Consider the following 22,796-nt stretch of genomic DNA (forward strand, 5'->3'; position numbering starts at 1 on the left):
TATCAGCCTTCGGGCCGGGGCGAGCTTGTCAAATCGCGCAGAGGCGTGCGAGGCTCGGCGCCGCCGTGTCCTACGAGCTCTTCCTGGTCCTCCACATCTTCGGCATCGTCCTCCTCTTTATGGGCCTCGGCGGCCTCGCGTTCCACGGCATCGCCGGCGGCACTCGTGACACCAACCCCGCGCGCGGCCTGGTCGCTGCCACGCACGGCGTGGGAACGTTGCTCATCGTCGCGGCCGGCTTCGGCATGCTCGGGGTGAAGTACGGCGGCGCCATGCCTGGCTGGGTTCACCCCAAGTTGCTCGCGTGGATCTGCCTCGCGGCTGCCCCGGCGTTGGTCGCTCGCAAGCCCGGCGCCGGTCGCGTGCTGTGGTTCGTCGCGCCGCTGCTCGGCCTCCTCGCCGCGTACTTCGGCCTCAACCACAAGTAGCGCGCGCTAGAACCAGCGCGCTGCGTAGGCCTGAAGCACGTCGATGCGAGCCAGCGGCGCGCGCACGGCGATGTGCCCGTCGGGCCTGAGCAGCACGAGCTCAGGCGCGCGCACTCTCCACCCGCGGACCACGGCGCCCGAAGGATCGCCGAGAGTCTCGGCGTCGCCTGTACCCAGGACCAGGTCGCGAACCACCAGCGATCGGCCCCACTTCTCCGCCAGCTCCCGACCCGCGATCGCCAGCGCCTGCGAGCGCGCCGCTCCGTGCATGAGCAACAGGGTCATCTTCGCCTCGCTCGCCACCAGCACGTGCAGCGACACCGTCGCCGCGCCCGCGCGCAGCATCGCCGCCGGCGCTCGATCACCGGCCCTCGGCGAGCGCCGCGGCCAGCTGCGGGCGTCGACCACCGCCGGCGACTCGCGATACGACACGCCCGTCTGCGACATGCGTCGCGCCAACCGCTGCTGCAGCGCGCGTGATCGCAGCGCCGTGCCGACGATCAGCTTGCGCAGCATCATCGTCCGTCGGCTCGTCGCGCCGCGGAACAGGCGGTCCGTCATCTCGAGCGTGCGCCTCGCCACCGGCAATCGCTCCGCGTCGTACGTCGCCAGCAGCTCCGGCCGAGCCGCGCCGCGAGCCACCATCGCCAGCTTCCACGCCAGGTTGAAGGCGTCCTGGATCCCCGTGTTCATCCCCTGGCCGCCCGCCGGGCTGTGGATGTGCGCCGCGTCGCCGGCGAGGAACACCGAGCCCACGCCCATCTTCGGCACCATGCGGTGGTGCAGGCGGAACCGCAGGATCCACTCCGGGTCGTACAGCACCGCCCCGGGCACCAGCTCGTCGGCCAGCTTCTGAAACATCTCGAGCGTCGGCTCGGGCGCGTGACCGTCGCCCCCCATGGCGATGATGCGATAGCGACCGCGCGGCAACGGAGCGAACACCACCAGCCCCGCGGGCCGCAAGAACCCGCAGCCGAGCCCTGGCGGGCGGTCCCAGCGGATCTTCAGATCTGCCTGATCGAACATGTCCTCATAGGCAGAACCTTCGAACGGCAGACCGAGGCCGTGGCGCACCGCGCTGTGGGAGCCGTCGCAGCCGACCAGCCAGCGCGCAGTCACCGACTCGGTGCAGCCGTCGTCGCCGCCGATCGTCGCCACCACCTGCGAGCCCTCGTCGCGGAACGACAGCAGACGCAGCCCGCGCTCGACCGCCCCGCCGAGGTGTCGCAGGTGCTCGGCCAGGATCCGCTCCGTCGCGCTCTGATCGAGGAACACCGGCCGCGGCACGTCGGGCCCGAACCGCGCGACGTCCAGCGTCCCCAGCAGCTGCTTTTCAAAGAACAGCTGCACCGCCATCAGCGCCTCGGCCTCGGCCTCGACCGCCGCGCGCAGCCCCATCGCCTCGAACACCTCGCGCGTGCGCGCGTGGACGACCAGCGCCTTGGAGTGCTCGGTCGTGCGCGGCGCGGGATCGACCACCCGCACCGTCAGTCCGTACCGCCGCAGCTCGCACGCCATCGTCAGGCCCGTGGGCCCCGCTCCTGCCACCAACACATCGATCGACCCCATCGCTCCGCTCCTGCAAGTGAGTGCTCACTCACCGTGTCACGGCTCCAGGACAGTTGCAAGTGAGTGCTCACTCAGGCCACGCTCTCGGGGTCATGGCCACGCGCGAAGACGACTCTGGGCCGGTGCGCGGCGTCGAGCGCATCGTCCGCGCCGCGATCGAAGTGATCGCGGAGCGCGGCTTTCGAGGCGCCGCGACCAGCGAGATCGCCAGGCGGGCGGGCGTCGCCGAGGGCACGATCTTCCGCCACTTCAAGACCAAGCAGCTGCTGCTCGACCACATCCTCGAGCCCTTCGTCGAGCGGGTGCTCGCGCCGATCGCCTTCCGCGACCTGCACCGGCTGATCGACACCGACTACCCGGACTTCGCCGACTTCCTGCGGGAGTTCGCGCGCAACCGCCTCGCGGTCGCGCGCGAGCACGTGCCGGCCCTGCGGATCTTTTTACAGGAGGTCCCGCTCAGCCCGGAGCTGCGCACGATGGTGTTCCGCCACATCGGCCGCCACGTCGTCCCCGAGCTGCTGGCCGTCATCCGCAAGTACCAGGCGCGCGGGCAGATCCGCAGCGACCCACCGGAGACGGTCCTGCGGCTCCTCATGAGCGCCCTCGGCGGCTACATCATCACGCGCCTGGCCATCCTGCCCGACTACCCGTGGGACGACGACCGCGAGATCGAGCTCACCATCGGCGCGATGACCCGCGGCCTGCGCCCCGACTGACCTGTCCCTTCGACCAGCCTCACACGTACCCGGGACGACGCCTCACCTCGGCCATGTCCCTGAGGTCCTGTCCCTTCGACCAGCCTAACCTGCGCGCCCCCGACACGTGCGCCTCACCTCGGCCATGTCCCTGAGGTCCTGTCCTCGAGGTTCTGTCCTTTCGACCAGCCTCACCTGCGCGCCCCCGACACGTGCGCCCTGCCCATCGGCGTCGCGCCCTCTCGCCAACCTCACGCGCGCATCCCCGCGACGTCGCCTTGTCCCCTGCGCCTCCGGGGCCTGGTTCGACCCCCTGCGCCCGCGCGCCGCGGTGCTACTCTGACGCACGTGTTCGGCTCGCTCCCGCCGCCGCCGCGGCGCTACTTGCCCGCGCGCGTGCGCCTCGATCGGCTCGCCGATCTCGAGGCCTGCTACGGCGAGCTCGGCGCGCGACCGCTGCCGGCCGACGACCCGTGGATCCTCGAGCAATGGCTGCGCGACTGGTCCGAGCTCGAGAGCCACCTCGCCGAGGCGCAGGCGCGGCGCCAGATCGCCACCAGCTCCAGCGCCGACGACCCCGAGGCCGCGCGCGCCTGGCTCGTCCACGTCGACGTCCTCGGCCCCGCCTGCAAACCGCTGCGCCACGGCCTCGCGCGGCGGCTCGTCGAGCACCCGGCCGCAGCTCGCCTCCCGCCCGGCCACGCCTGCGCCCTCGCGGTGCTGCGCAACCAGGCCGACCTCCACCGCCCCGCCCTCGTCCCGCTCGAGGCCGCCGAGCAGCACCTGTGCGCCGCCTACGGCCAGCTGCGGGCCGGCATGCGCTTCCACTGGGACGGCGCCGACATTCCGCTCGCCCACGTCGAGCGCAGCGACGACGACCTGACCGTTCGCGACGCGAGGCCGCCTGGCGCACCGTCGCCGCCGAGTTCCGCGCAGTGAAGCCCGAGCTCGATCACCTGTTCGACCGCCTCCTCGACAACCGCCGGGCCCAGGCCGCCGCCGCCGAGCTGCCCGACTACCGCGCCTATCGCTTCCGCCGCCTCGACCGCCTCGCCTACGGCCCCGCCGACTGCCTCGCGCTGCACGAGGCCATCGCCGCCGAGTTCGTCCCGCTCGCCGGCCGCGTCCTCCGTCGCCGCGCAGCCGCGCTCGGCCTCGACGTCCTGCGCCCGTGGGACCTCGGTGCCCTGCCCGGCGGCCCGCTCGTCCCGTTCACCCGCGAGGAGGCGCTGATCGCCGGCTGCGCCCGCGCCTTCGAGGCGGTCGACCCCGAGTTCGCCCGTCAGTTCTCGCGCCTCGCCGAACATGGCCTTTTGGACCTGATGTCGCGGCCAGGCAAGGCCGCCGGCGCCTTTCAGGTCCACCTCCACGCCAGCGGCCTCCCCTTCGTGTTCGCGGGCGCCGTCGGCCGCCACGAGGACCTGCTCACCGTCTTGCACGAGGGCGGCCACGCCTTCCACGCCCTCGCCTGCGCCGGCGACCCGCTGATCTGGAACCGCCACCCGCCGATCGAGTTCTGCGAGGTCGCGGGCATGGGCATGGAGCTGCTCGCCGCCACCCACCTGGGCGCCTTCTACGACGCCGACACCTGCGCCCGCGCGGCCCGCCACCAGCTCGAGCAGCTCGTCCTGTTCCTCCCGCACGCCGCCGCCATCGACGCCTTCCAGCACTGGGTCTACACCCGCCCCGACGAGGCCGGCGATCGTGCGACCCGCGACGCCGCCTGGCTCGCGCAGCACTGGCGGCTGTGCCCCGGCGTCGACTGGAGCGGCCTCGAGGCCGACCGCGCCGCCTTGTGGCAGCGCCGCCTGCACGTGTTCGAGCTGCCCTTCTACTACATCGAGTACGCGATCGCCGGCCTCGGCGCGGTCCAGCTGTACCGCCGCGCCCTCGCCGAGCCCGCCGCCGCCGTCGCCGACCTGCGTCGCGCCCTCGCCCTCGGCGCCCGCGCCCGCCTGCCCGACCTGTTCGCCGCCGCCGGCCTGCACTTCGGGACAGATCGCCACACCGTGCGCCAGGCCGCCGCCGCCTGCCGCGAGCTCCTCGACCTCTGACCTCATATGTCCTTCAGGACATCTTCGGCAGCGCCTGTCCTTCCAGACAGCCCGCGGCAGTCGGCCTGCCGCGAGCGCCTCGACCTGTGACTCACTCGTACGCCGTCACGTACATGTGATACGTCTCGAAGTCGACCGCGCCCGAGGCGAAGATCGTCCCCGCGTCGTCGATCGCCACGTCGACCTCCCACGACCCGCTGTCGCAGCTGTGCACCGCCAGCGTCACGCCGGACGGGTCGAGCCGCGCCACCATCCCGCGGAACGGCGGCTCGTTGTTGTACTCGCCGCCGACCGCGATCTCACCGCTCGCGTTGACCGCGAGGTCGCCGAAGCCCCACATCCCCTCGACGAACGTGTCCCACAGCGGCGTCCCATCCGCCGCGAACTTCCCGATCTTCACCGCCGACGACCCGATCTCGGCCCCGACCACCACCGCGCCCGCGCCGTCGATCGCCGCGGTACTGAGCACCGAGAGCTCCCACGGGCGCGTCCACAGCTCCTCGCCGGACGGGTCGAACAACCGGACGCCCTCGTCCCACACCAGCGCCACCATCGCGCCCGCCGAGCCGATCGCCGCCACTTCGAGTTGCTCCGCGACCTCGAGGTCCCACAGCAGCGTCCCGTCGGCCGCGTGCTTGACCATCCGCGTCCCGTCGCCGACGGCGGCGCGGTCGCTGTACACCGTCGTCCCGTCGCCCGCGACCGCGATGTCGTAGCCCCACGCGTAGCCCTGATCGCGCGGCCCCAGGTCGCGCTCCCACAGCATCGCTCCGGCCGGGTCGAACTTGCGCAGCCACTTCCGCGGCGACACCCCGTCCTCGTCGCGGAACATCCCGTAGCCGTTGCCCTCGGCGTCGATGTCCCAGTGGACCGCCCCCGACGGGATCGGTGTCGTCGCCACCAGCGTCCCCGTCGCGTCGAACTCGCGCGACAGACCGTCGCTGAACACCCGCGCCCGCCCGTCGGCCGCGAGCGACACCTTGCCCGCGCCGCTCGTCTCCGGATCGACGAACAGCCACGCCCCGCCCTCGCACGCGAAGTCTTCCGGCGTCGAGCCCGAGTCGGTGTCGTGCATGCCCGTCGTCGTCTCGGTCGTCGCGTCGCCCGGTCCGTCGGTCGTCTCGTCCGGGCCGCCGGTCGTCTCCGCCGCGCTCGTCGTCCCCTCGCTGTCGCTCCCGCCGCCGGTCGTCCCCTCGCTGTCGCTCCCGCCCGTGGTCGTCCCCGTGCTGACGGTCCCGCCCGTGACCCCCGGGTCCTTCGGATCGCAACCTGTCACTACAGCCATGAACCCAAGGACATGTCCAATATACCATGTTCTAATCATATTTCTCTCCTCGCTCGCGGCCGCCGAGGCCGTCCGCAATTCCTCGTTCTTCGCCCCACGACGGTGCAGCGCCGGCGCCTGCTCGGCCGCCTGCCCGCGAGCGGGCCCGCGCGTCGCCCCGGAGCATCTTCAGCCCGGCCCGACCTGAACCTGCCTCTTCGGTCAGCCTCGCCCTCACGGCGCCCGCCGTCGTACGCGCCTGCCTCCTCGGCGGCCGACTCCCGGCGGCCATCTCCGCGCGGAGACTCGTCACCGTGAATCGCAGCCCGGAGCGACGCCGCATCTGTCGCTTCCGCAAGCAATTCCCGCACCTCCCGATCCTCACGAAAATCCTAATCCTCTTGAAGACCCCCCACGCGCGCGTAAGTCCCATCACGACCTCCCCGTCCGACCCGCCGGCGCCGCGCCCGCCACGAGTCCGGAAGGTCATGTCTCCGAGGACAGCTCGACCGCGCCGCCCGCCCGGGTTCCCACCTCTTGCGCCGCTCGCCTGCGCTCGCGCATCCTTCGCCCCATGTCGTCCCGCGCCTCCTGGCTCCTCCTCGCCTCCTTGCTCGCCTGCCGGCCCGAGCAGTCCACGCAGGCCCCGACGAGCCAGCCCGCCGCGAACGACCCCCCGCGCTCCGCCTCGCAGGACCCGCCCCCGGTCCAACCGGAGCGCCTGCGCGGGCACCTCGCCTTCCTCGCCGACGACGCCCAGGAGGGCCGCCCACCCGGCACCGCCGCCGACCAGCGGGTCGAGGAGCACATCGAGCAGGCCTTCCGTCAGCTCGGCCTCGGGCCTGGCTTTGGGGACAGCTTCCGTCAGAGCTTCGAGTTCACCGACGGCGTCGCCCTCCGCTCCGGCGAGCAGAGCGTCCTCCAGCTCGGCGGCAGGCCCGTCGCGCACACCCTCGTCCCCTTCGCCGCCGCCAGCGCCGCCCCGGTCGGCGCCAGGATCGTCTACGTCGGCCACGGCATCCCCGGCGACACCCCCGACAGCGGCGACTACGCCAAGCTGCTCGACAAGGTGAAGGGCGCCATCGTCGTCGCGCGCAGCGGCGCCCCGGCCGACCCTCACCTCGATCCGGCCAAGACCCGCGTGCAGTCGAAGGTCATCGCCGCCCGCGATCGCGGCGCGGTCGGCTTCATCTTGTGGGAGCCCGACGCCACCGTCCCGTACCCCAACCACGGCGAGGCCAACGACCTCCAGCGCCCGCGCTCGCCGTGTCCGCCGCCGGCACCCCCGACCTCCTCAAGGCCTTCGGCAAGAAGGGCCCCGTCACCGCCGACGACCCGCACGGCGGCCTCAAGCCCGGCGCCGTCGTCAAGGGCTCGCTGCACAGCCCCGTCCAGCGCGTCACCGCCACCACCGCCAACGTCGCCGCCCTGCTCAAGGGACAGGTTCAAGCGCATCGTCCTCGGCGCGCACATGGACCACCTCGGCCGCGGCAGCAACTCCTCGCTCGCGCCCGGCGTCGACGCCATCCACAACGGAGCCGACGACAACGCCTCCGGCGTCGCCGCCCTGCTCGGCGTCGCCGCGGCGCTCGCCCAGTTGCCGCCCGAGGCGCGGCCCTTCGACCTCCAGTTCGTCGCCTTCGCCGCCGAGGAGATGGGCCTCCTGGGCAGCAAGCGCGTCGTCGAGTCGCTCGCGCCCGAGGCGCGCAAGGACATCGTCGCCATGCTCAACTTCGACATGGTCGGGCGCGTGCGCGACAACACCGTCGTCGTCGTCGGCACCGGCACCAGCAGCGCCTGGCCGGGCCTGCTCGACCGCGCCAAGGTCGACCCGCGGGACGCCGCGCGGACCCTCGTCATCAAGCCGAGCGAGGACGGCTTCGGCGCCTCCGACCAGGCCAGCTACTACGCCGCCGACATCCCGGTCCTCCACTTCTTCAGCGGCGCCCACGACGACTATCACCGGCCGACCGACGACTTCGACAAGATCAACCTCGACGGCGCCGTCGCGATCGCCGACCTCAGCGTCCGCCTGGTCGCCTTGATGCAGCGCGAGCGGCCCGTCCTCGACTTCAAGAAGATCGCGGCCGCGGCCCCGCGCGGCGGCGGCTTCCGCGTCTCGCTCGGCACCGTCCCCGACTACGCCGCCAACGTCGACGGCATGAAGCTCACGGGCGTCCGCCCGCAGAGCCCCGCCGAGGCCGCCGGGCTCAAGGCCGGCGACATCATCGTCAAGATCGGCAAGCGCGAGATCCACAACATCGACGACTACATGGCCTGCTTCGGCGAGCTGCAGCCGGGCGTCGCCGTCCCGGTGGTCGTCGATCGCGAGGGGGCGAAGGTCGAGCTGACCATCACACCGGCGGCTCCCACGCGTCGGTAGTCGCCGGGTCCGATTCGGCGTCGGTCGTCCGTCCGCGACCGGCGCGATCGTCGCACCTTTGCCGGAGATCCGCGGAGGAGCGCGAGATCAGCGTTCATCGGCCGCTTCGCCGCCGTTGCTCCGATGCCTCCGCGGCTGGTATATGCAGCGCGGACCTCCTAGGGGAAAGATCTCGCACATGTCACGCCGCAACAAGATCACGATCGTGGGAGCCGGCAACGTCGGAGCGACGGCCGCACACTGGGCCGCCCAGAAGCACCTCGGCGACATCGTCCTCGTCGACATCGCCCAGGGCGTACCGCAGGGCAAGGCGCTCGACCTCGCCGAGGCCGCGCCGGTCATGGGCTTCGACCTCAAGATCGTCGGCAGCAACGGCTACGACGAGACGGCCGACAGCGATGTCGTCGTGATCACCGCCGGCGTGCCGCGCAAGAAGGACCCGGTCACCGGCAAGTTCACCAGCCGCGACGAGCTCGTCGAGATCAACCGCAAGATCGTCGGCGGCGTGACCCGCGAGATCGCCAGCCGCTCGCCGAACGCGGTGCTGATCTGCGTCTCGAACCCGCTCGACGCCATGTGCCACGTCATGTACGCCGAGTCGGGCTTCCCCAAGGAGCGCGTGATCGGCATGGCCGGCGTGCTCGACACGGCGCGCTACAAGTACTTCATCTCCGAGGCGCTGAACGTCAGCGTCGACGACATCCACGGCATGGTCCTCGGCGGCCACGGCGACACCATGGTCCCGCTGCCGAGCCACACCTCGGTGGCCGGCATCCCGCTGACCGAGCTGCTGCCGCAGGACAAGATCGACGCCATCATCCAGCGCACGCGCGGCGGCGGCGGCGAGATCGTCGGCCTGCTCGGCTACTCCGGCTACTACGCGCCGGCGGCGGCCTCGGTGGCGATGGTCGAGTCGATCGTCCGCGACCGCAAGCGCGTGCTCCCGTGCGCCGCGCTGCTGGGTGGCGAGTACGGCTACAGCGACCTCTTCATCGGCGTCCCGTGCGTGCTCGGCAAGGGCGGCGTCGAGAAGGTCATCGAGATGAAGCTCGGCGACAAGGAGAAGGGCATGCTCGAGGTCTCGGCCAACGCCGTGCGCGAGCTGGTGGCCCTCCTGCCCTACGGGAAAGGCCAGGCGACCTGATGAAGATCCACGAGTACCAAGGCAAGGAGCTGCTGCGCGGCCTCGGCGTGCCGGTCCCGCAGGGCGGCGTCGCGTTCACCCCCGGCGAGGTCAAGCTCGTCGCGGCCGACCTGATCCAGCGCACCGGCAACCCGGTCGTCGTCGTCAAGTCGCAGATCCACGCCGGCGGGCGCGGCAAGGGCCGCTTCGTCGAGCAGCCCGAGGTCGGCGGCGTCAAGGTCGTCAAGTCGGCCGAGGACGCGGCGCAGATCGCCGAGAAGATGCTGGGCAACACCCTCGTGACCATCCAGACCGGTCCCGAGGGCAAGAAGGTCCAGCGCGTCCTCGTCGAGCAGGGCATGAACATCGCCCGCGAGCTCTACATCGCCATCACCCTCGATCGCGCCACCGGTCGCAACACCGTCATGGCCTCGACCGAGGGCGGCATGGACATCGAGGAGGTCGCCGCGCACACGCCGGAGAAGATCCTCAAGGAGTCCATCGACCCGGCCGTCGGCCTGCAGGCGTTCCAGGCGCGCAAGCTGGCCTACGCGCTCGGCCTCGTCGACCCGGTCGCCCCGCGCTTCGTCAAGTTCCTGCTGGCGCTCGCGGCCGCCTACGACCGCCTCGACTGCGCCCTGCTCGAGGTCAACCCGCTCGTCGTCACCGGCGACGACCAGGTGCTCGCGCTCGACAGCAAGGTCTCGTTCGACGACAACGCGACCTTCCGCCACAAGGAGCTCGAGGAGCTGCGGGACCCCAACGAGGAGGACCCGAGCGAGCTCGAGGCCAAGAGCTGGGACCTCAGCTACGTCAAGCTCGACGGCAACATCGGCTGCATGGTCAACGGCGCCGGCCTGGCGATGGCGACCATGGACATCATCCAGTACGTCGGCGCCAAGCCGGCCAACTTCCTCGACGTCGGCGGCGGCGCCACGGCCGAGCGCGTGACCGCGGCGTTCAAGATCATCACCCGCGATCCGAACGTGCGCGGCATCCTCGTCAACATCTTCGGCGGCATCATGAAGTGCGACACGATCGCCACCGGCGTGATCGCGGCCGTCAAGGAAGTCGGCCTCAAGGTCCCGCTGGTCGTCCGCCTCGAGGGCACCAACGTCGAGCTCGGCAAGAAGATGCTCGACGAGAGCGGTCTTGCGATCACCACCGCCAGCAGCCTGCGCGACGCAGCCACCAAGATCGTGGAGCTTGTCCAGCCATGAGCGTCCTCGTCGACAAGAACACCCGCCTCATCGTCCAGGGCATCACCGGCAAGGTCGGCCTCTTCCACGCCGAGCAGTCGCTCGCCTACGGCACCCAGGTCGTCGGCGGCGTCACGCCCGGCAAGGGCGGCGAGACCGTGCTGAACGGCCGCGTCCCGGTGTTCCACACCGTGCGCGACGCCGTCGAGAAGACCGGCGCCAACGCCAGCGTCATCTTCGTGCCGCCGCCGTTCGCCGCCGACGCGATCATGGAGGCCGCGGACGCCGGCGTGCCGCTGATCGTCTGCATCACCGAGGGCATCCCGGTGGCCGACATGGTCAAGGCCAAGCGGTTCCTGCAGGACAAGCCCGGCTCGCGCCTGCTCGGCCCCAACTGCCCCGGCATCATCACGCCGAAGCAGTGCCGGATCGGCATCATGCCCGGCTACATCCACACCCCCGGCCGCGTCGGCGTCGTCTCGCGCTCCGGCACCCTCACCTACGAGGCCGTGCATCAGCTGACCACGCTCGGCCTCGGCCAGAGCACCGCCATCGGCATCGGCGGTGATCCGGTCAACGGCACCAACTTCGTCGACTGCCTCAAGTTGTTCCAGGACGACCCGGAGACCGAGGGCATCATCATGATCGGCGAGATCGGCGGCTCGGCCGAAGAGGACGGCGCGGCCTTCATTCGCGAGCACGTCACCAAGCCGGTGGTCGGCTTCATCGCCGGCGTCACCGCGCCTCCGGGCAAGCGCATGGGCCACGCGGGCGCCATCATCTCGGGCGGCAAGGGCACCGCCGACGCCAAGCTGGCCGCGCTGCGCGAGGCCGGCGTGTCGATCGCCGACACGCCCTCCGACCTCGGCTCGACCATGGCCCGCGTGCTCGGGGCCAAGACCAGCGCGTAAGCATCGACACCGTGCACGCGCGGGCCCGCGATGTCCTGGTGACATCCGGGCCTTTCGTGTTTGTTCGGCGCGGAGTTGCGCTCGCTCGACGTTCGCGTCGACGCGCGCGGCAAACACGCTTGCAAACGCGCAGAGGCCGGCCTAACGTTCGGATATGCGCAGATTGGGATGGATGCTGGCGCTCGCGGCCTGCACACCGACGCAGAACATGATGACCACCGGGTCACCGACCTCGACCACCGGCTCGACCACCGAGGACGAGGAGACCGGCATCCAGACCGTCACCGGCCATCCGACCACCGTCGACACCGACGGCACCGCGACCACCGATCCCACCGACACCGGCGTCACCTCGCAGGGCCCTACCAGCGAGCCCACCACCTCCACCACCGAGCCCGTCGGCGAGTGCGGCAACGGCGTCCCGGAGGGCGACGAGCTGTGCGACGACGGCAACGCCGACGACCTCGACGGCTGCACCTCGAAGTGTCGGCCGCCCGAGTGCGGCGACGGCATCATGCACGAGGGCGAGGACTGCGACGACGGCAACCAGGACAGCACCGACGACTGCACCGCCGAGTGCCTGTTCCCGGTGTGCGGCGACGGCTGGGCCCAGCCCGGCGAGGAGTGCGACGACGGCAACACCAAGGACGACGACGCCTGCCTCGAGGGTTGTGTCGCCGCCGCCTGCGGCGACGGCCTCATCTGGGGCGGCGTCGAGGCCTGCGACGACGGCTTCAACGACAACAACTACAACGGCTGCGCGCCCGGCTGCGGCAAGCTCGGCCCGCACTGCGGCGACGGCATCGTCGACAAGGTCGACATCAACCAGCCCAAGGGCTTCGAGTACTGCGACGGCAAAGATCCGCACGCCGGCGTCGGCTGCACCGAGGACTGCATCTACGACTTCTCGTCGGTCCCCCAGCTGTACTGCGCCGGCACCTGCTCGTGGGGCGGCGCGTCGGGCTGCGACCAGGCCGACGCCGACGTGTTCTGCAAGCTGCGCACCGGCGACCCCGCCGCGAAGGCCACCGCCTTCACCCTCGGGCAGCCGCTCGAGGCCGGCGGCTTCCCGTGTTCGAACATCGGCGTCCCCATCGAGCTCGGCGGCGAGGACCCGCGCATCTCGCTCGGCCCGCTCCCCGACTTCGGCATCGCCAAGACCGTTTATTATCAGGTCGCCCAGATCAAGACCTCGCACGGCGGCAACGCCAGCTCGACCATCATCGGCGCCACGCTGAAGTGCACGCCCTAGCGCGGCCCGGGGGTCGTTTCGCGTCGCCCTCGCGCCCGCGCCCGGGCGCGCGAGGGCATGCGAGCGCCGCTCGAAATGCCGCGGCCTGGGCAGTGGTTCCGCCCCGGCGCGCGGTCCGGACCGCAGCGTCCTGAGCCGCACAGAACCTCGCTCGCCGCGGCTTCTCGCGTGCGACTTGCTTCAGGACCCGCGCCGCCTGAGACTTCTGCGAGCCGGATGGGACCGTTCCGCCTCGAGACTCTCACCAGCCGCGACGTCCGGGACCGCCTCGAACGTCTCGAGCTACCGTTCAATCAATACGGCATGGATCCGTTCGGGATCTCCAAGAAGCACCTCGGCGTCTTCTATTCGATGCTCGAGGTCTTCTACAAGATACTTCCGGGTGAAGTGCTTCGGCATCGACAACGTGCCGGAGCGCGGCGGCGCGATGCTCGTCGGCAACCACTCCGGCGGTCTGCCGGTCGACGGCGGCATGGTGCTCGCATCGTTGTTCTTCGCCCGCGACCTCCCGCGCCACGCCACCGGCATGGTCGAGAAGTTCGCCGGCAACTGGCCCTTCGTGTCCGAGTGGTTCTCGCGCGTCGGTCAGCTCCCCGGCCTGCCCGAGCACGCCTTGCGGCTGCTGCAGGACGGCCGCCTGCTCATGATCTTCCCCGAGGGCGCGCGCGGCACCGGCAAGCTCTTCAAGGATCGCTACCGCCTGGTCCAGTTCGGCACCGGCTTCATGCGGATCGCCCTGCAGACCGGCGCGCCGATCGTCCCCTTCGCCTTCATCGGCGGCGAGGAGGCCCTCCCCACCATCTACCACGCCAAGACGCTGGCCAAGATCGTCGGCGCCCCCTACTGGCCGGTCCCACCGTACCTCGTGCCGTTCCCGCTGCCGCTCGGCTGCGAGATCCACTACGGCAAGCCGATGCACTTCCCCGGCACCGGCCGCGAGCCCGACGAGGTCATCGAGGGCTACGTCGAGCAGGTCAAGAGCGTCGTCAAGCTGCTGGTCCTCCGCGGCTGCGCGCTCCACCGCCAGCGCACCGACGGAACTTTCGCACAGGAACCCGAGGACAGCTCGTCCGGCTCGTCCTCCGCCGCGCCCTCCTCGACCTCCGGCCCGACCGACACCGACTCCGAACCATGAAGATCTTGATCACCGGCATCAACGGCGCCCACGCGCGCATGGTCGCCCTGCGCCTGCGCGCCCGCGGCGACGAGATCCTCGGCATCGACCGCCGCCCCTGGCCCGACGCGCCCGAGGGCGTGCACGTGTTTCAGACCGACGTGCGCAAGCGGCCGGCCGCCGACGTGTTCCGCCAGCACCGGCCCGACGTCGTCATCCACATGGCGACGATCACCCACTTCACCGCCAGCGCCGAGGAGCGGCTGCGCATCAACCTCCACGGCACCCGCCTCGTGTTCGAGTACTGCCACGAGTTCGGCGTCAAGCAGGCCGTGTTCGTCGGCCGCCACACGATCTACGGCGCCGCCCCCGACGCGCCGCTGTACCGCACCGAGGAGGAGCCGCCGCTGGCCGTCTCGACCTTCCCCGAGCTGGCCGACCTGGTCGCCGCCGACCTGTTCGCCGCCGCCGCGCTGTGGCGCTGGCCCGGGCTCAAGACCGCCGTCCTGCGCATGGTCTACATGCTCGGCCCGACGCACCGCGGCACCCTCGCCAGCTTCCTCGCCGGCCCGCGGGTGCCGACGATCCTCGGCTTCGATCCGCTCTACCACTTCATGCACGACGAGGACGGCGTCGAGGCGATCGTGCGCGCCGTCGATCACCAGCTGAGCGGGATCTACAACGTCGCCGGCCCGCCGCCCGTCCCGCTGTCGACGCTGGCCCGCGGCACCGGCCGCCAGCCGATCCCGATCCCCGAGCCGCTCTTCAAGTACAGCGCCGGCCGCTTCGGCCTGCCCTACCTGCCGCCCGGCGCCGTCGCCCACATCAAGCACCCGATCGTCGTCGACGCCACCGCCTTCCGCCGCGCCACCAACTTCGAGCACAAGCACGACGCCCACGCCGTCATGGTCAGCTTTCGCGAGTCCTGAAGGACATGTCGCGGAGGACATGTCGGGACAGACATGTCCCTCAGGACCCGCGGTAGGTCCCCGGGCGGTAGCGCAGCAGCGCCACCTCGAACGCCTCGAAGTGCTCCGCCAGCAGCTCGACCCGGCGCACCAGCACCGCCAGCTCGACCGGCGCCAGCCGCGGACCCCGCCCGCCGTGCGCCTGGCCGGCAGCGCAGGGCTGTCCGCCGGGCCGGCGTCGAGCGCCTCGCCGAGCAGCACCGCCTCGACGTCGTGGGTCGAGATCCCGACGTGGGCGACGAGCTCGCGCTCCTCGGGCCCGAGCTCGCGGACGCTGCGGATCCAGCTCCACACCCAGGCGTCGATCGCCGCGTCGGCCGGATCGGCGGCCTCGACCGCGAGCCGCAGCGCGTGTCTCTCGGGCCAGCTCGGCCACGCGAGGCGGCAGGTGGTCCAGGGCCAGCGCCGCGTCCGCGCCCGCCAGCGCCTGCCGCTCCATCATCGGCAGCGGGCGAGCGAGCACCCCGAGAACGACGCGAACGCGATCGTCCCCAGCGTGCTCGCAAAAAACACCAGCTCGAGCGGGTCAAACACCCCACGGATGAGCGCGGTGACGATGACGGCGATCGTCGACAAGGCCGCCCAGATCGCCAGGATCTTCGCTCGCCGCCGGCGCTCGAGCCGACGCGTCTCGATCGCCGCGGCGAGCCGCTGGTGACGAGCCGTGCGCGTCTGCGCACGAATGCTTATCGCCGCCTCGTCGCCTCGATCACCTGGCACCGACCGCAGCGTAGATCACACTCGCGTCGGCGGCAGTGCCTTGGGTGCCTTCACCCCCGGGAGTTTCTCCGAGCAACCCCGAACTTCCGTGCTTGCCGCAAGACACGTTAGAATCACTGCGCGCGCCCCGGTCTACGGAGCGTGCCCCTTCCCTCGCTCGCAGGAGTCTCCATGACCCAGGCCACCACCTCGGACCGTCCCCTGCCTGTCACTACTGGTCGTCGCCGACGTCGCTTCGGCCTCGCCACCGCGGCGCTCGGCGCCGCCCTCCTCGGCAGCACGGTCGCCCCCTCGAACGCTGAAGCGGCCGTTCCGCGAGTGCTGCGACCAGGCACTCGCCCGATGCAGTTCCTGTTCGGCATCGGCCCCTCGTGGGGCATCGGCGGCTCGTCGTACTACTACGACGCCGGCTACTACGGCCCCGGCTGCGGAGCACCCGGCTTCCCCTGTCGCTACGGCGGCTTCGGCTACTGGGGCTCGTTCAAGCTGACGCAGGAGTTCAGCGGCCACTTCAGCGGCAACGCCTCCGGTCCGGCGCTGGGCGTCCTCCTCAACGAGGAGTTCGGCTACCGTCGCTTCGGCTTCGTCATCGCGCCCAAGTTCACCTACGACATCCAGGTCAAGCGCGACCTCGGCCTCTACATCTCCCCGAACGTCTCGCTGGGCTACCACCTGCTGTCGGACCGCTGGAACTACTACAACGGCGCCTACTACCACTACACGAACCACGCCGCGAACCTGCAGTTCGGCGTCGGTCTCAAGCTCATGCTCGACGACCGCTGGATCGTGTGGCTGCAGTTCCCGCAGTTCGACATGAGCTTCGGCCCGCGCTACGGCTACGGCTGCGGCGCCGCCCCCGGCGCCTGCCCGGCCTTCTTCATCGCCCGCCTGAACCTCCTGCTCGGCGGCGGCGTGTCGTTCTGAGCGAGCCGCGCGTGCCCAGCGGCGCGTCCCTCTCGCTCGCCCGGTCGCCGTCGTCGGCGCCGGGTTCCTCGGCGCCCCCGTGGCCGCCGCGCTCGCGGCGACCGGGGGCGTCGGCGATCCGCCTGTCCTTGCGACCACGCGCTCCGGGACATGGCCGCAAGGACATGTCCCGGAAGGCATCGAGCTCCGCCCGCTCGACGTCGCCGCACTCGCCCCGGCCGACATCGCCGCGGTCCTCGCCGGCGTGCAGTCGCTGGTCGTCTGCTACGCCCCCGGCAAGCAGCAGGACCGCCGCGAGCTCTACGTCGAGGGCACCCGGCGCCTGCTCGCCGCCGCGGTCACCCTCCCGCTCACCCGCCTCGTCTACACCTCGTCCACCTCGGCCCTGCCCGACCGCGACGCGTGGCTCGACGACGACTGCCGCGAGTGGCCCGACGAGCCGCGAGGTCGCGTGCAGCGCGAGGCCGAGGGCTGGTGCGAGACACCTGCACGCGCCACGCAGTGCCATGGACGATCCTCCGCCTCGGCGGCCTCTACGGTCCGGGTCGCGAGCTGTTCCGCCTCTACCGCGGCGCCGGCGACGACGCAGTCCTCGCGGGCGACGGCATGCAGCCGACCAACCTCATCCATTGCGAGGACGCAGTGCAGGCCGTCCTCGCCGCCTTGACCCTCGCGCCGGACGAGCGCGGCGTCATCAACGTCGTCGACGACGACCACACCCCGCGGCGCGAGATCTTCGCTCGCCTCGCCGCCCTCGCCGGGCGACCGCCCCCGCGGTGGGAGCGGCCCGCGGGTCCGGCCGCGATCGGCAAGCGGGTCGGCAACGCGCGCCTGAAGACGCTGCTGCGCGTGGCCCTCCGGCATCCCTCTCACACCCCGGCGAGCCCCTGATCTTGCGTGCCTCGGGCGGGTGGTTCGAACCCTGAGCACGCCATGAACGTCGCCGCCGCCGTCACCCACCTCCTTCCTCTCCCGGCCGGTGGCGGCGTCGCCGCCCCCTTGATGTGGTGGAGCTCCAGACCGAGCTCGACGTCCTCGCCGACGAGGCCCTGCGCGCGCGCCGCCAGGGCCTTTCTTTGTTGACCGCGGTCCGCGACCCGCGTTTCCCGGCGCTGCAGAGCTTCCACCAGGGCCTGCGCGACGCCCTCTTCCTCGAAATTCCGGAGGAGTTGGAGCCATGGGCGCGGCTCGCCGCCAACGGAGTCGGCAATCCGCCGCTGCAGCACATGCTCGTCGACTTCGCCCGCGGCGGCGACGACGACCGGCGCAGCGCCCTCCAGGCCGCGCTGGCGAAGCTGCTGGTGTTCGAGGCCATCCGTCTGCGCCTGTTCGTCACCGCGTTTCGGGGCGAGGAGTTCGAGGTCGTCGGCGGCGAAGAGTCCGACGTCGACGCGATCGCCTACACCGAGGTCGCGACGCTCCTCCATCACCCCGAGCTCGCCGATCCCGAAGTTCGCCCGCTGACCGTCCTGCTCGCGTCAGCCTCGGTGTCGCTCGCCCGCGACGCCCAGTCGCGCGCCGAGGAGCTGCGCGACACCGGCGAGGACACCCGCGAGGAGCTGCGCATGCGCGCCCGCCTCCGCGCCGCCCTCCGCGAGCTCCGCCTGCCCGAGGCCGTCCTGCTGGAGAACGCCCTGGCCGCGCTCCTGGGCGAGGAGCGGCGCGAGCTCACCGAACTGCAGGCCGAGCGCCCGGTCGCCCTCGACGGCATGACGCGCCAGGCCATGGATCAGCGGGTCTCTCGCGGCCGGCGAGCGCTCGCCCATCCGCGCTCGACGTGGCCCCGCCGCCGCCGCCCGGCCCTGTTCGATCTGCTCCAGCGCGCCTGAGGGCTCGCCGCAGGAAAGCACGACGTCTCTGCCCCCGCGGCGCCTGGCTCTGCGTCGAATTCGAAGCAGGGGACCCACGATGAGGGTGAGCAAGCAGGCCCAACAGCGGGCGAGCACCCCCGCATCGAACTACCTGGCGATCGCCAACGTGCTCACCACCGGCCGACGCTGACCCTCGCCCACCACAAGACGCTCACGGCGAGTTCAAGGCTCCCCGAGGCCCATGCGCGCCTCGCCTGACTGCGCCTGCTCCGTCGGAACCCGCGGCGCTCGAAGCCTCCTCCGCTCTGTCGGTTCGCGTCCGGCCGTGGCCCTCGCCGGTCGGCGCGCAGCGGAACATCGCCTGTCCTCCCGGGATCGCCACCGAGCAAGCGCGAACGGGACGCACCGTCGCGTACGTCGAGCGCCGCCCTTCGAGGTCCCTGGAGCCGCGGCTTCGGAGGCGCGGCGTGCGTGCGAGGTCGACGTCACGGATCTCGCCTCGCGAACGGGTTCACTGCGGGCGCGACCCTGGTATGCTCCGCGCCCGCCATGGCCGCCCCACCCGAACCCACACGCGGACCGCGGATCGCCCTCGCAGCGGTGATCGCAGGTCTCAGCCTCGGCCTCGACCTTTGGAGCAAGGCGTGGGTCTGGAACAACCTGCGAGACCAGGCCGCCTGGAAGGTCAGCGACAAGCTGCTGCACTTCGACTTCGCCTGCAATCCCGGCTCTGCCTTCGGGTTCCTCAACGACGTCGACTGGGCGCGCTACTTCTTCATCGTCATCACCCTGGCCGCGGTCGGCTACCTCGTCCACCTCGCGCGGACCTTGCCGACCACCAGCCGGGCCGCCTTCATCGCCATCGGTCTGATCGCCGGCGGCGCCCTCGGCAACCTCCACGACCGCCTGGTCCGGGTCTACGCCGGCGACTACTGCGTGGTCGACTTCATCGTCGTCTACCTGTGGGGCGGCAAGACCTGGCCGGCCTTCAACATCGCCGACGCCGTCCTGGTCGCAGGGGTGCTCCTGTTCCTGCTCGTGCTGCCGCGCACCGAAGCCGCCGCCGACCATCGGCCCTCCGCCTGAGCCTCGTACTGCCGCGACTTGCGGCACCTGACAATGCCGTATCGCCCCACGGCCGCGGGCCTGCGTGCCGCCTATGGTGACGCATCGCCAGTCGCGCCGCGCCACGACGTCCCCACCCGTCGGACCTCGTGCTGCCACCTTGAGGCGCCGACCCTCCGCCCTCCGCCCTGCCGCGCCTCGACGTCCCCACCCCTCGGGACCTCGTGCTGCCGCGCACCGACGGTCGGATGTCGCGCTCAGCGGTCGTGCTCAGCCCCTCGAACCGCGAATCCTGGATCCGTCAGCGCGCGCAGCGGCGACCGCGCCACCTACCCGCAACCCTTCTCGGCTGCCCTTCCGACCGTCTCTGCGGCCCGCGGAGCAGCGGCGGCTGCGCTTGCTCGCCCTGGTGCCTCGGGTACACTGGCCAGGTTTTCGGCCCTACATGAGCGACACGCCAGCATCGAACCGGCTCCGGCCGATCCTCGTCACCGCGTCCGCAGCCGCGGTGTTTCTGATCCTCGATCTCGTGACCAAGAGCTGGGCCTGGGACAACCTCCGGCCGCCGAACCGGCAGATTGCCGCGATCGGCAACTGGTTCCACTGGTCCTACAGCTTCAACACCGGCTCCGCCTTCGGCTTCCTGCGCGGCCAGGACTTCTCGCGGCCCCTGTTCATCGTCGTCACCCTGGTGACGGTCGTCTACATGGCCGCCCTCGTCCGCAAGCTGCCGACCGACCGCCTCTACGGCTTCTTCGCCATCGGCTGCATCATCGGCGGCGCCCTCGGCAACATGCACGACCGCCTGCTGCGCCAGGACACCGACTTCCACGGCAACCTCACCCACGGCGTGGTCGACTTCATCCGCGTGTGCTCCCCGTGGAACCCTCGCGGTCTGTGCTGGCCGAACTTCAACGTCGCCGACATCGCCCTCGTCATCGGCGTCCTGTTGCTCATCCCGTACTTGATGTTTCACGCACAACCGCCTGAAACCAAAGAGAATACGCCCGAGGCGAAGCCCGCCCCTGAGCCGCGACCAAGCTCTATCTTCGGAGGCCAGCCAGGCTCGATTCATGCCCTGGGCCCCCGACCCTGGACCTCGCGCCCCATTCCGCGGCAAGCCCCCTCTGAGCCGAGACGCGCCCGACGCCTCCACGCAAGGCCCCCTCCTCGGCCGCTGCCCGGCAAGCGCCCCTCGGCCCGCCTGCCCGGCAAGCGCCCCTCGGCCCGCCTGCCCGGCAAGCGCCCCTCGGCCCAAGCTTCTTGCGCGCTTCGTCGCAAAACCGGGTCAGCGGCCCAGAGGGCCCGCCTGCGCGACGCGATCAGGCTCCCGCGCTTCCTGGCGCGCCGTCGCCCGCGTTTTTCGCCCTGTCTTCCAAGCAGCTCACCGGGCTGCCGAAGCCTGCCGCTCAGGACCGCTCGAACGCGCGCACTTTGTCCCAGCACTCGCGGCGTTCGGCCTCCGGGTCGGAGTCGGTCACGATCCCCCCGCCGCTCTGCAGCCACAGCCCGGCTGCGTCGGCCACTCCGGTGCGGATCGGGATGCTGCAGCGCAGCCCGTCGGGCAGCAGCGCCACGATCGCCCCGCAGTAGATCCCGCGAGCGCGCTGCTCGAGCCGCTCGATGTGTTCGGCCGTGCGTCGCTTGGGGGCTCCCGTCACGCTCCCGCCCGGGAATACCGCGGCCATCACCTCCGCCAGCGTCCATCCCTCGCGCAGCGTGCAGCGGACCTCCGACACCAGGTGATGCACCGTCGGCAGCGTCACCAGCTCGGGCCGGGCCGGCGCGCGGACCGAACCCGGGCGCGCGAGCCGGCCCAGGTCGTTGCGCACAAGATCAACGATCATCACATGTTCAGCGAGATCTTTGATGCTCCGCTGCAACTCTTCCTGAGCCGCCCGATCGCTCCCGGGATCGGCCCCTCGCGGGCGCGTCCCCTTGATCGGCCACGAGCGCGCCAGGTCGCCCCCGTCTTCTCCCGCCCCCAGCTCGATCGCCAGCAGCGTCTCCGGCGAATTGGAGATCGCCCAGCGCCCGCACGGCCGCCCGGGCTCGATCGCCAGCAGGCCGCCCATGCTCGCCGGCGTCGCCGCCTGCACCGCCGCGTACACGGCCGCCGCCCTGGCCGCCACCGGCCGACTCGCCCATTCCGGCAGCCACCTGGCCACGAACGGCTGCGTCAGGTTGATCTGGTACGTCTCCCCGGCCGCGATGAACTCCTGCGCCCGGCGCACGCGCCCCCGGTAGTCCTCGGCAGCGACCAGCGCCTCGACCGGACCGAGCGGCCAGTCCTGTCCCCAAGGCCAGGTAGCGGTCGCCAGCCGCGCCAGCAGCTCCGCCCCCGCGCAAGCGTCCCCGTGGATCCGTTCGCGCGCCCCGAGCTCGAGCGCCGCCCGGTAGCGGCGGAGCACCAGCCCCGGCAAGCTCGCCGTCGTCGGCGGGCGGCCGAGCAGCGCCGCAGTGCCGACCTCGTACGTCAGCCAACCGAACCACGGCAGCGTCGGCTCGGCCCGCCAGAGCGCCTCGATCGTCGGCAACGCCGACAGGTCGTCGGCCACCACCTCGAGGTCGGGCTCGAGCGCCACGAACCCTCGCCCCGCCCCACCGTCGAGCCACGCCAGCGCGCCGCCCGGCTCCGACGCGGCCAGCGCCGCGATCTGGCGCGCCCGGCTCACTCGGCGTTCTTCTGCGCCAGCGCCTCGCGGAAGCCGAACGTGTAGTCGACCGCGCTCTTGATCGACACGAACACCGACAGCCCGAGCAGCACCAGGCCGACGCGATGGAAGTCGAGCGCTTCCTCGATGCCCGGCAGGCGGTAGCGGAAGTGCATCAGCAGGAACGAGATGCCCGTCAGCTGGAACGCCGTCTTCGCCTTACCACCGGCGCTGGCAGCGATGATGATGTTCTCCGAGCTGGCGAGCGAGCGCAGGCCGTTGATGTAGAACTCGCGGGTCAGCAGCAGCACCACCAGCCAGGCGGGCGCGCGGTCGTCCATCACCAGATAGATGAGCACCGCCGCCACCATGATCTTGTCGGCGAGCGGATCGACGAACTTGCCGAACACCGTCACCAGGCCGGAGCGGCGGGCCAGCCAGCCGTCGATCAGGTCGAGCAGCGACGCGACCGTGAACAGCAGCGACGCGAGCACGCAGCGCCACGGATCGGTCTTGTCGATCAGCATGAGCACCGGCGGGATGAGGAACACCCGGCCGATGGTGATCATGTTGGGGAGATTCAGGATCTCCCGGCGGAAGCCTTCGTACCTCTTCACAGAAAGCCGCGGGAGCCTACCGCGAAGCTCGGGCCAGGTCCAAGA

Annotated in this window: 21 protein-coding genes and 1 pseudogene; 18 read left to right on the forward strand and 4 right to left on the reverse strand. The window is 71.4% G+C overall.

Annotation, left to right across the window (positions count from 1 at the left end):
- Positions 1 to 65 precede the first annotated feature (65 nt).
- Positions 66 to 428 (forward strand): hypothetical protein, encoded by a 363-nt coding sequence (locus tag OV079_RS15125; RefSeq protein WP_267769283.1) that lies wholly within the window; start codon positions 66 to 68, stop codon positions 426 to 428.
- A gap of 6 nt (positions 429 to 434) precedes the next feature.
- Here OV079_RS15125 and OV079_RS15130 read toward each other — a convergent pair whose 3' ends face one another.
- The gene (locus OV079_RS15130; RefSeq protein ID WP_267769284.1) at positions 435 to 1,997 is read right to left on the reverse strand and encodes an FAD-dependent monooxygenase; all 1,563 of its coding nucleotides are present in this window, start codon (positions 1,995 to 1,997) and stop codon (positions 435 to 437) included.
- A gap of 92 nt (positions 1,998 to 2,089) precedes the next feature.
- Between OV079_RS15130 and OV079_RS15135 the strand changes: the two genes are divergently transcribed.
- From OV079_RS15135 to OV079_RS15145, 3 genes are all read left to right on the forward strand, one after another.
- Positions 2,090 to 2,713 (forward strand): TetR/AcrR family transcriptional regulator, encoded by a 624-nt coding sequence (locus tag OV079_RS15135; RefSeq protein WP_267769285.1) that lies wholly within the window; start codon positions 2,090 to 2,092, stop codon positions 2,711 to 2,713.
- A gap of 327 nt (positions 2,714 to 3,040) precedes the next feature.
- Complete coding sequence (locus tag OV079_RS55905; RefSeq protein ID WP_267769286.1) at positions 3,041 to 3,631, forward strand: gluzincin family metallopeptidase; 591 nt, start codon at positions 3,041 to 3,043, stop codon at positions 3,629 to 3,631.
- A complete protein-coding gene (locus OV079_RS15145) occupies positions 3,520 to 4,746 on the forward strand; it encodes a M3 family metallopeptidase (protein WP_267778547.1) in 1,227 nt (408 codons plus the stop codon). Before OV079_RS55905 ends, OV079_RS15145 begins: the two co-directional genes overlap by 112 nt.
- A gap of 91 nt (positions 4,747 to 4,837) precedes the next feature.
- On the opposite strand, the gene OV079_RS15150 is transcribed toward OV079_RS15145, so the two are convergent.
- Entirely contained in the window at positions 4,838 to 6,031 is a 1,194-nt protein-coding gene (locus OV079_RS15150; protein WP_267769287.1) for a PQQ-binding-like beta-propeller repeat protein, read from the reverse strand.
- 553 nt (positions 6,032 to 6,584) lie between these two features.
- Between OV079_RS15150 and OV079_RS15155 the strand changes: the two genes are divergently transcribed.
- From OV079_RS15155 to OV079_RS57925, 14 genes and pseudogenes are all read left to right on the forward strand, one after another.
- Positions 6,585 to 8,393, forward strand: coding sequence for a M20/M25/M40 family metallo-hydrolase (locus OV079_RS15155; RefSeq protein ID WP_267769288.1), 1,809 nt, complete (start codon positions 6,585 to 6,587; stop codon positions 8,391 to 8,393).
- Positions 8,394 to 8,571: 178 nt separating this feature from the next.
- Positions 8,572 to 9,537 (forward strand): malate dehydrogenase, encoded by a 966-nt coding sequence (mdh, locus tag OV079_RS15160; RefSeq protein WP_267769289.1) that lies wholly within the window; start codon positions 8,572 to 8,574, stop codon positions 9,535 to 9,537.
- Positions 9,537 to 10,736 (forward strand): ADP-forming succinate--CoA ligase subunit beta, encoded by a 1,200-nt coding sequence (gene sucC, locus OV079_RS15165; RefSeq protein ID WP_267769290.1) that lies wholly within the window; start codon positions 9,537 to 9,539, stop codon positions 10,734 to 10,736. Before mdh ends, sucC begins: the two co-directional genes overlap by 1 nt.
- The gene (gene sucD, locus OV079_RS15170; protein WP_267769291.1) at positions 10,733 to 11,626 is read left to right on the forward strand and encodes a succinate--CoA ligase subunit alpha; all 894 of its coding nucleotides are present in this window, start codon (positions 10,733 to 10,735) and stop codon (positions 11,624 to 11,626) included. The genes sucC and sucD overlap by 4 nt, the downstream gene beginning before the upstream one ends.
- 154 nt (positions 11,627 to 11,780) lie before the next feature.
- Positions 11,781 to 12,878, forward strand: a complete 1,098-nt coding sequence (locus tag OV079_RS15175) for a DUF4215 domain-containing protein (protein ID WP_267769293.1) — start codon at positions 11,781 to 11,783, stop codon at positions 12,876 to 12,878.
- Between the two features lie 382 nt (positions 12,879 to 13,260).
- Positions 13,261 to 14,013 carry a lysophospholipid acyltransferase family protein gene (locus OV079_RS15180; protein ID WP_267769294.1) on the forward strand — a complete coding sequence of 251 codons (753 nt, stop codon included), beginning with the start codon at positions 13,261 to 13,263 and terminating at the stop codon, positions 14,011 to 14,013.
- The gene (locus OV079_RS15185; protein WP_267769296.1) at positions 14,010 to 14,921 is read left to right on the forward strand and encodes an NAD-dependent epimerase/dehydratase family protein; all 912 of its coding nucleotides are present in this window, start codon (positions 14,010 to 14,012) and stop codon (positions 14,919 to 14,921) included. Before OV079_RS15180 ends, OV079_RS15185 begins: the two co-directional genes overlap by 4 nt.
- Positions 14,922 to 15,096: 175 nt before the next feature.
- The gene (locus OV079_RS15190; RefSeq protein WP_267769299.1) at positions 15,097 to 15,618 is read left to right on the forward strand and encodes a hypothetical protein; all 522 of its coding nucleotides are present in this window, start codon (positions 15,097 to 15,099) and stop codon (positions 15,616 to 15,618) included.
- A gap of 404 nt (positions 15,619 to 16,022) precedes the next feature.
- Positions 16,023 to 16,604 carry a hypothetical protein gene (locus OV079_RS15195; RefSeq protein ID WP_267769301.1) on the forward strand — a complete coding sequence of 194 codons (582 nt, stop codon included), beginning with the start codon at positions 16,023 to 16,025 and terminating at the stop codon, positions 16,602 to 16,604.
- 79 nt (positions 16,605 to 16,683) lie between these two features.
- Entirely contained in the window at positions 16,684 to 17,271 is a 588-nt protein-coding gene (locus OV079_RS15200; RefSeq protein ID WP_267769302.1) for an NAD-dependent epimerase/dehydratase family protein, read from the forward strand.
- Entirely contained in the window at positions 17,268 to 17,495 is a 228-nt protein-coding gene (locus OV079_RS15205; protein ID WP_267769304.1) for a Rossmann-fold NAD(P)-binding domain-containing protein, read from the forward strand. The genes OV079_RS15200 and OV079_RS15205 overlap by 4 nt, the downstream gene beginning before the upstream one ends.
- Before the next feature lie 116 nt (positions 17,496 to 17,611).
- On the forward strand, positions 17,612 to 18,433 hold the full coding sequence (locus OV079_RS15210; RefSeq protein WP_267769305.1) for a hypothetical protein: 822 nt from the start codon (positions 17,612 to 17,614) through the stop codon (positions 18,431 to 18,433).
- 531 nt (positions 18,434 to 18,964) lie between these two features.
- A complete protein-coding gene (gene lspA, locus OV079_RS15215; protein ID WP_267769306.1) occupies positions 18,965 to 19,501 on the forward strand; it encodes a signal peptidase II in 537 nt (178 codons plus the stop codon).
- 424 nt (positions 19,502 to 19,925) lie between these two features.
- Positions 19,926 to 20,390: pseudogene (locus OV079_RS57925) on the forward strand (signal peptidase II); the annotation flags it as partial.
- 499 nt (positions 20,391 to 20,889) lie between these two features.
- On the opposite strand, the gene OV079_RS15225 reads toward OV079_RS57925, so the two are convergent.
- Positions 20,890 to 22,155 carry a chorismate-binding protein gene (locus tag OV079_RS15225; protein ID WP_267769308.1) on the reverse strand — a complete coding sequence of 422 codons (1,266 nt, stop codon included), beginning with the start codon at positions 22,153 to 22,155 and terminating at the stop codon, positions 20,890 to 20,892.
- Positions 22,152 to 22,751, reverse strand: a complete 600-nt coding sequence (gene pgsA / locus OV079_RS15230) for a CDP-diacylglycerol--glycerol-3-phosphate 3-phosphatidyltransferase (protein ID WP_267769309.1) — start codon at positions 22,749 to 22,751, stop codon at positions 22,152 to 22,154. Before pgsA ends, OV079_RS15225 begins: the two co-directional genes overlap by 4 nt.
- Positions 22,752 to 22,796: the final 45 nt, after the last annotated feature.

The sequence above is a fragment of the Nannocystis pusilla genome (genome assembly GCF_026626665.1).
GTDB lineage: Bacteria > Myxococcota_A > Polyangia > Nannocystales > Nannocystaceae > Nannocystis > Nannocystis pusilla.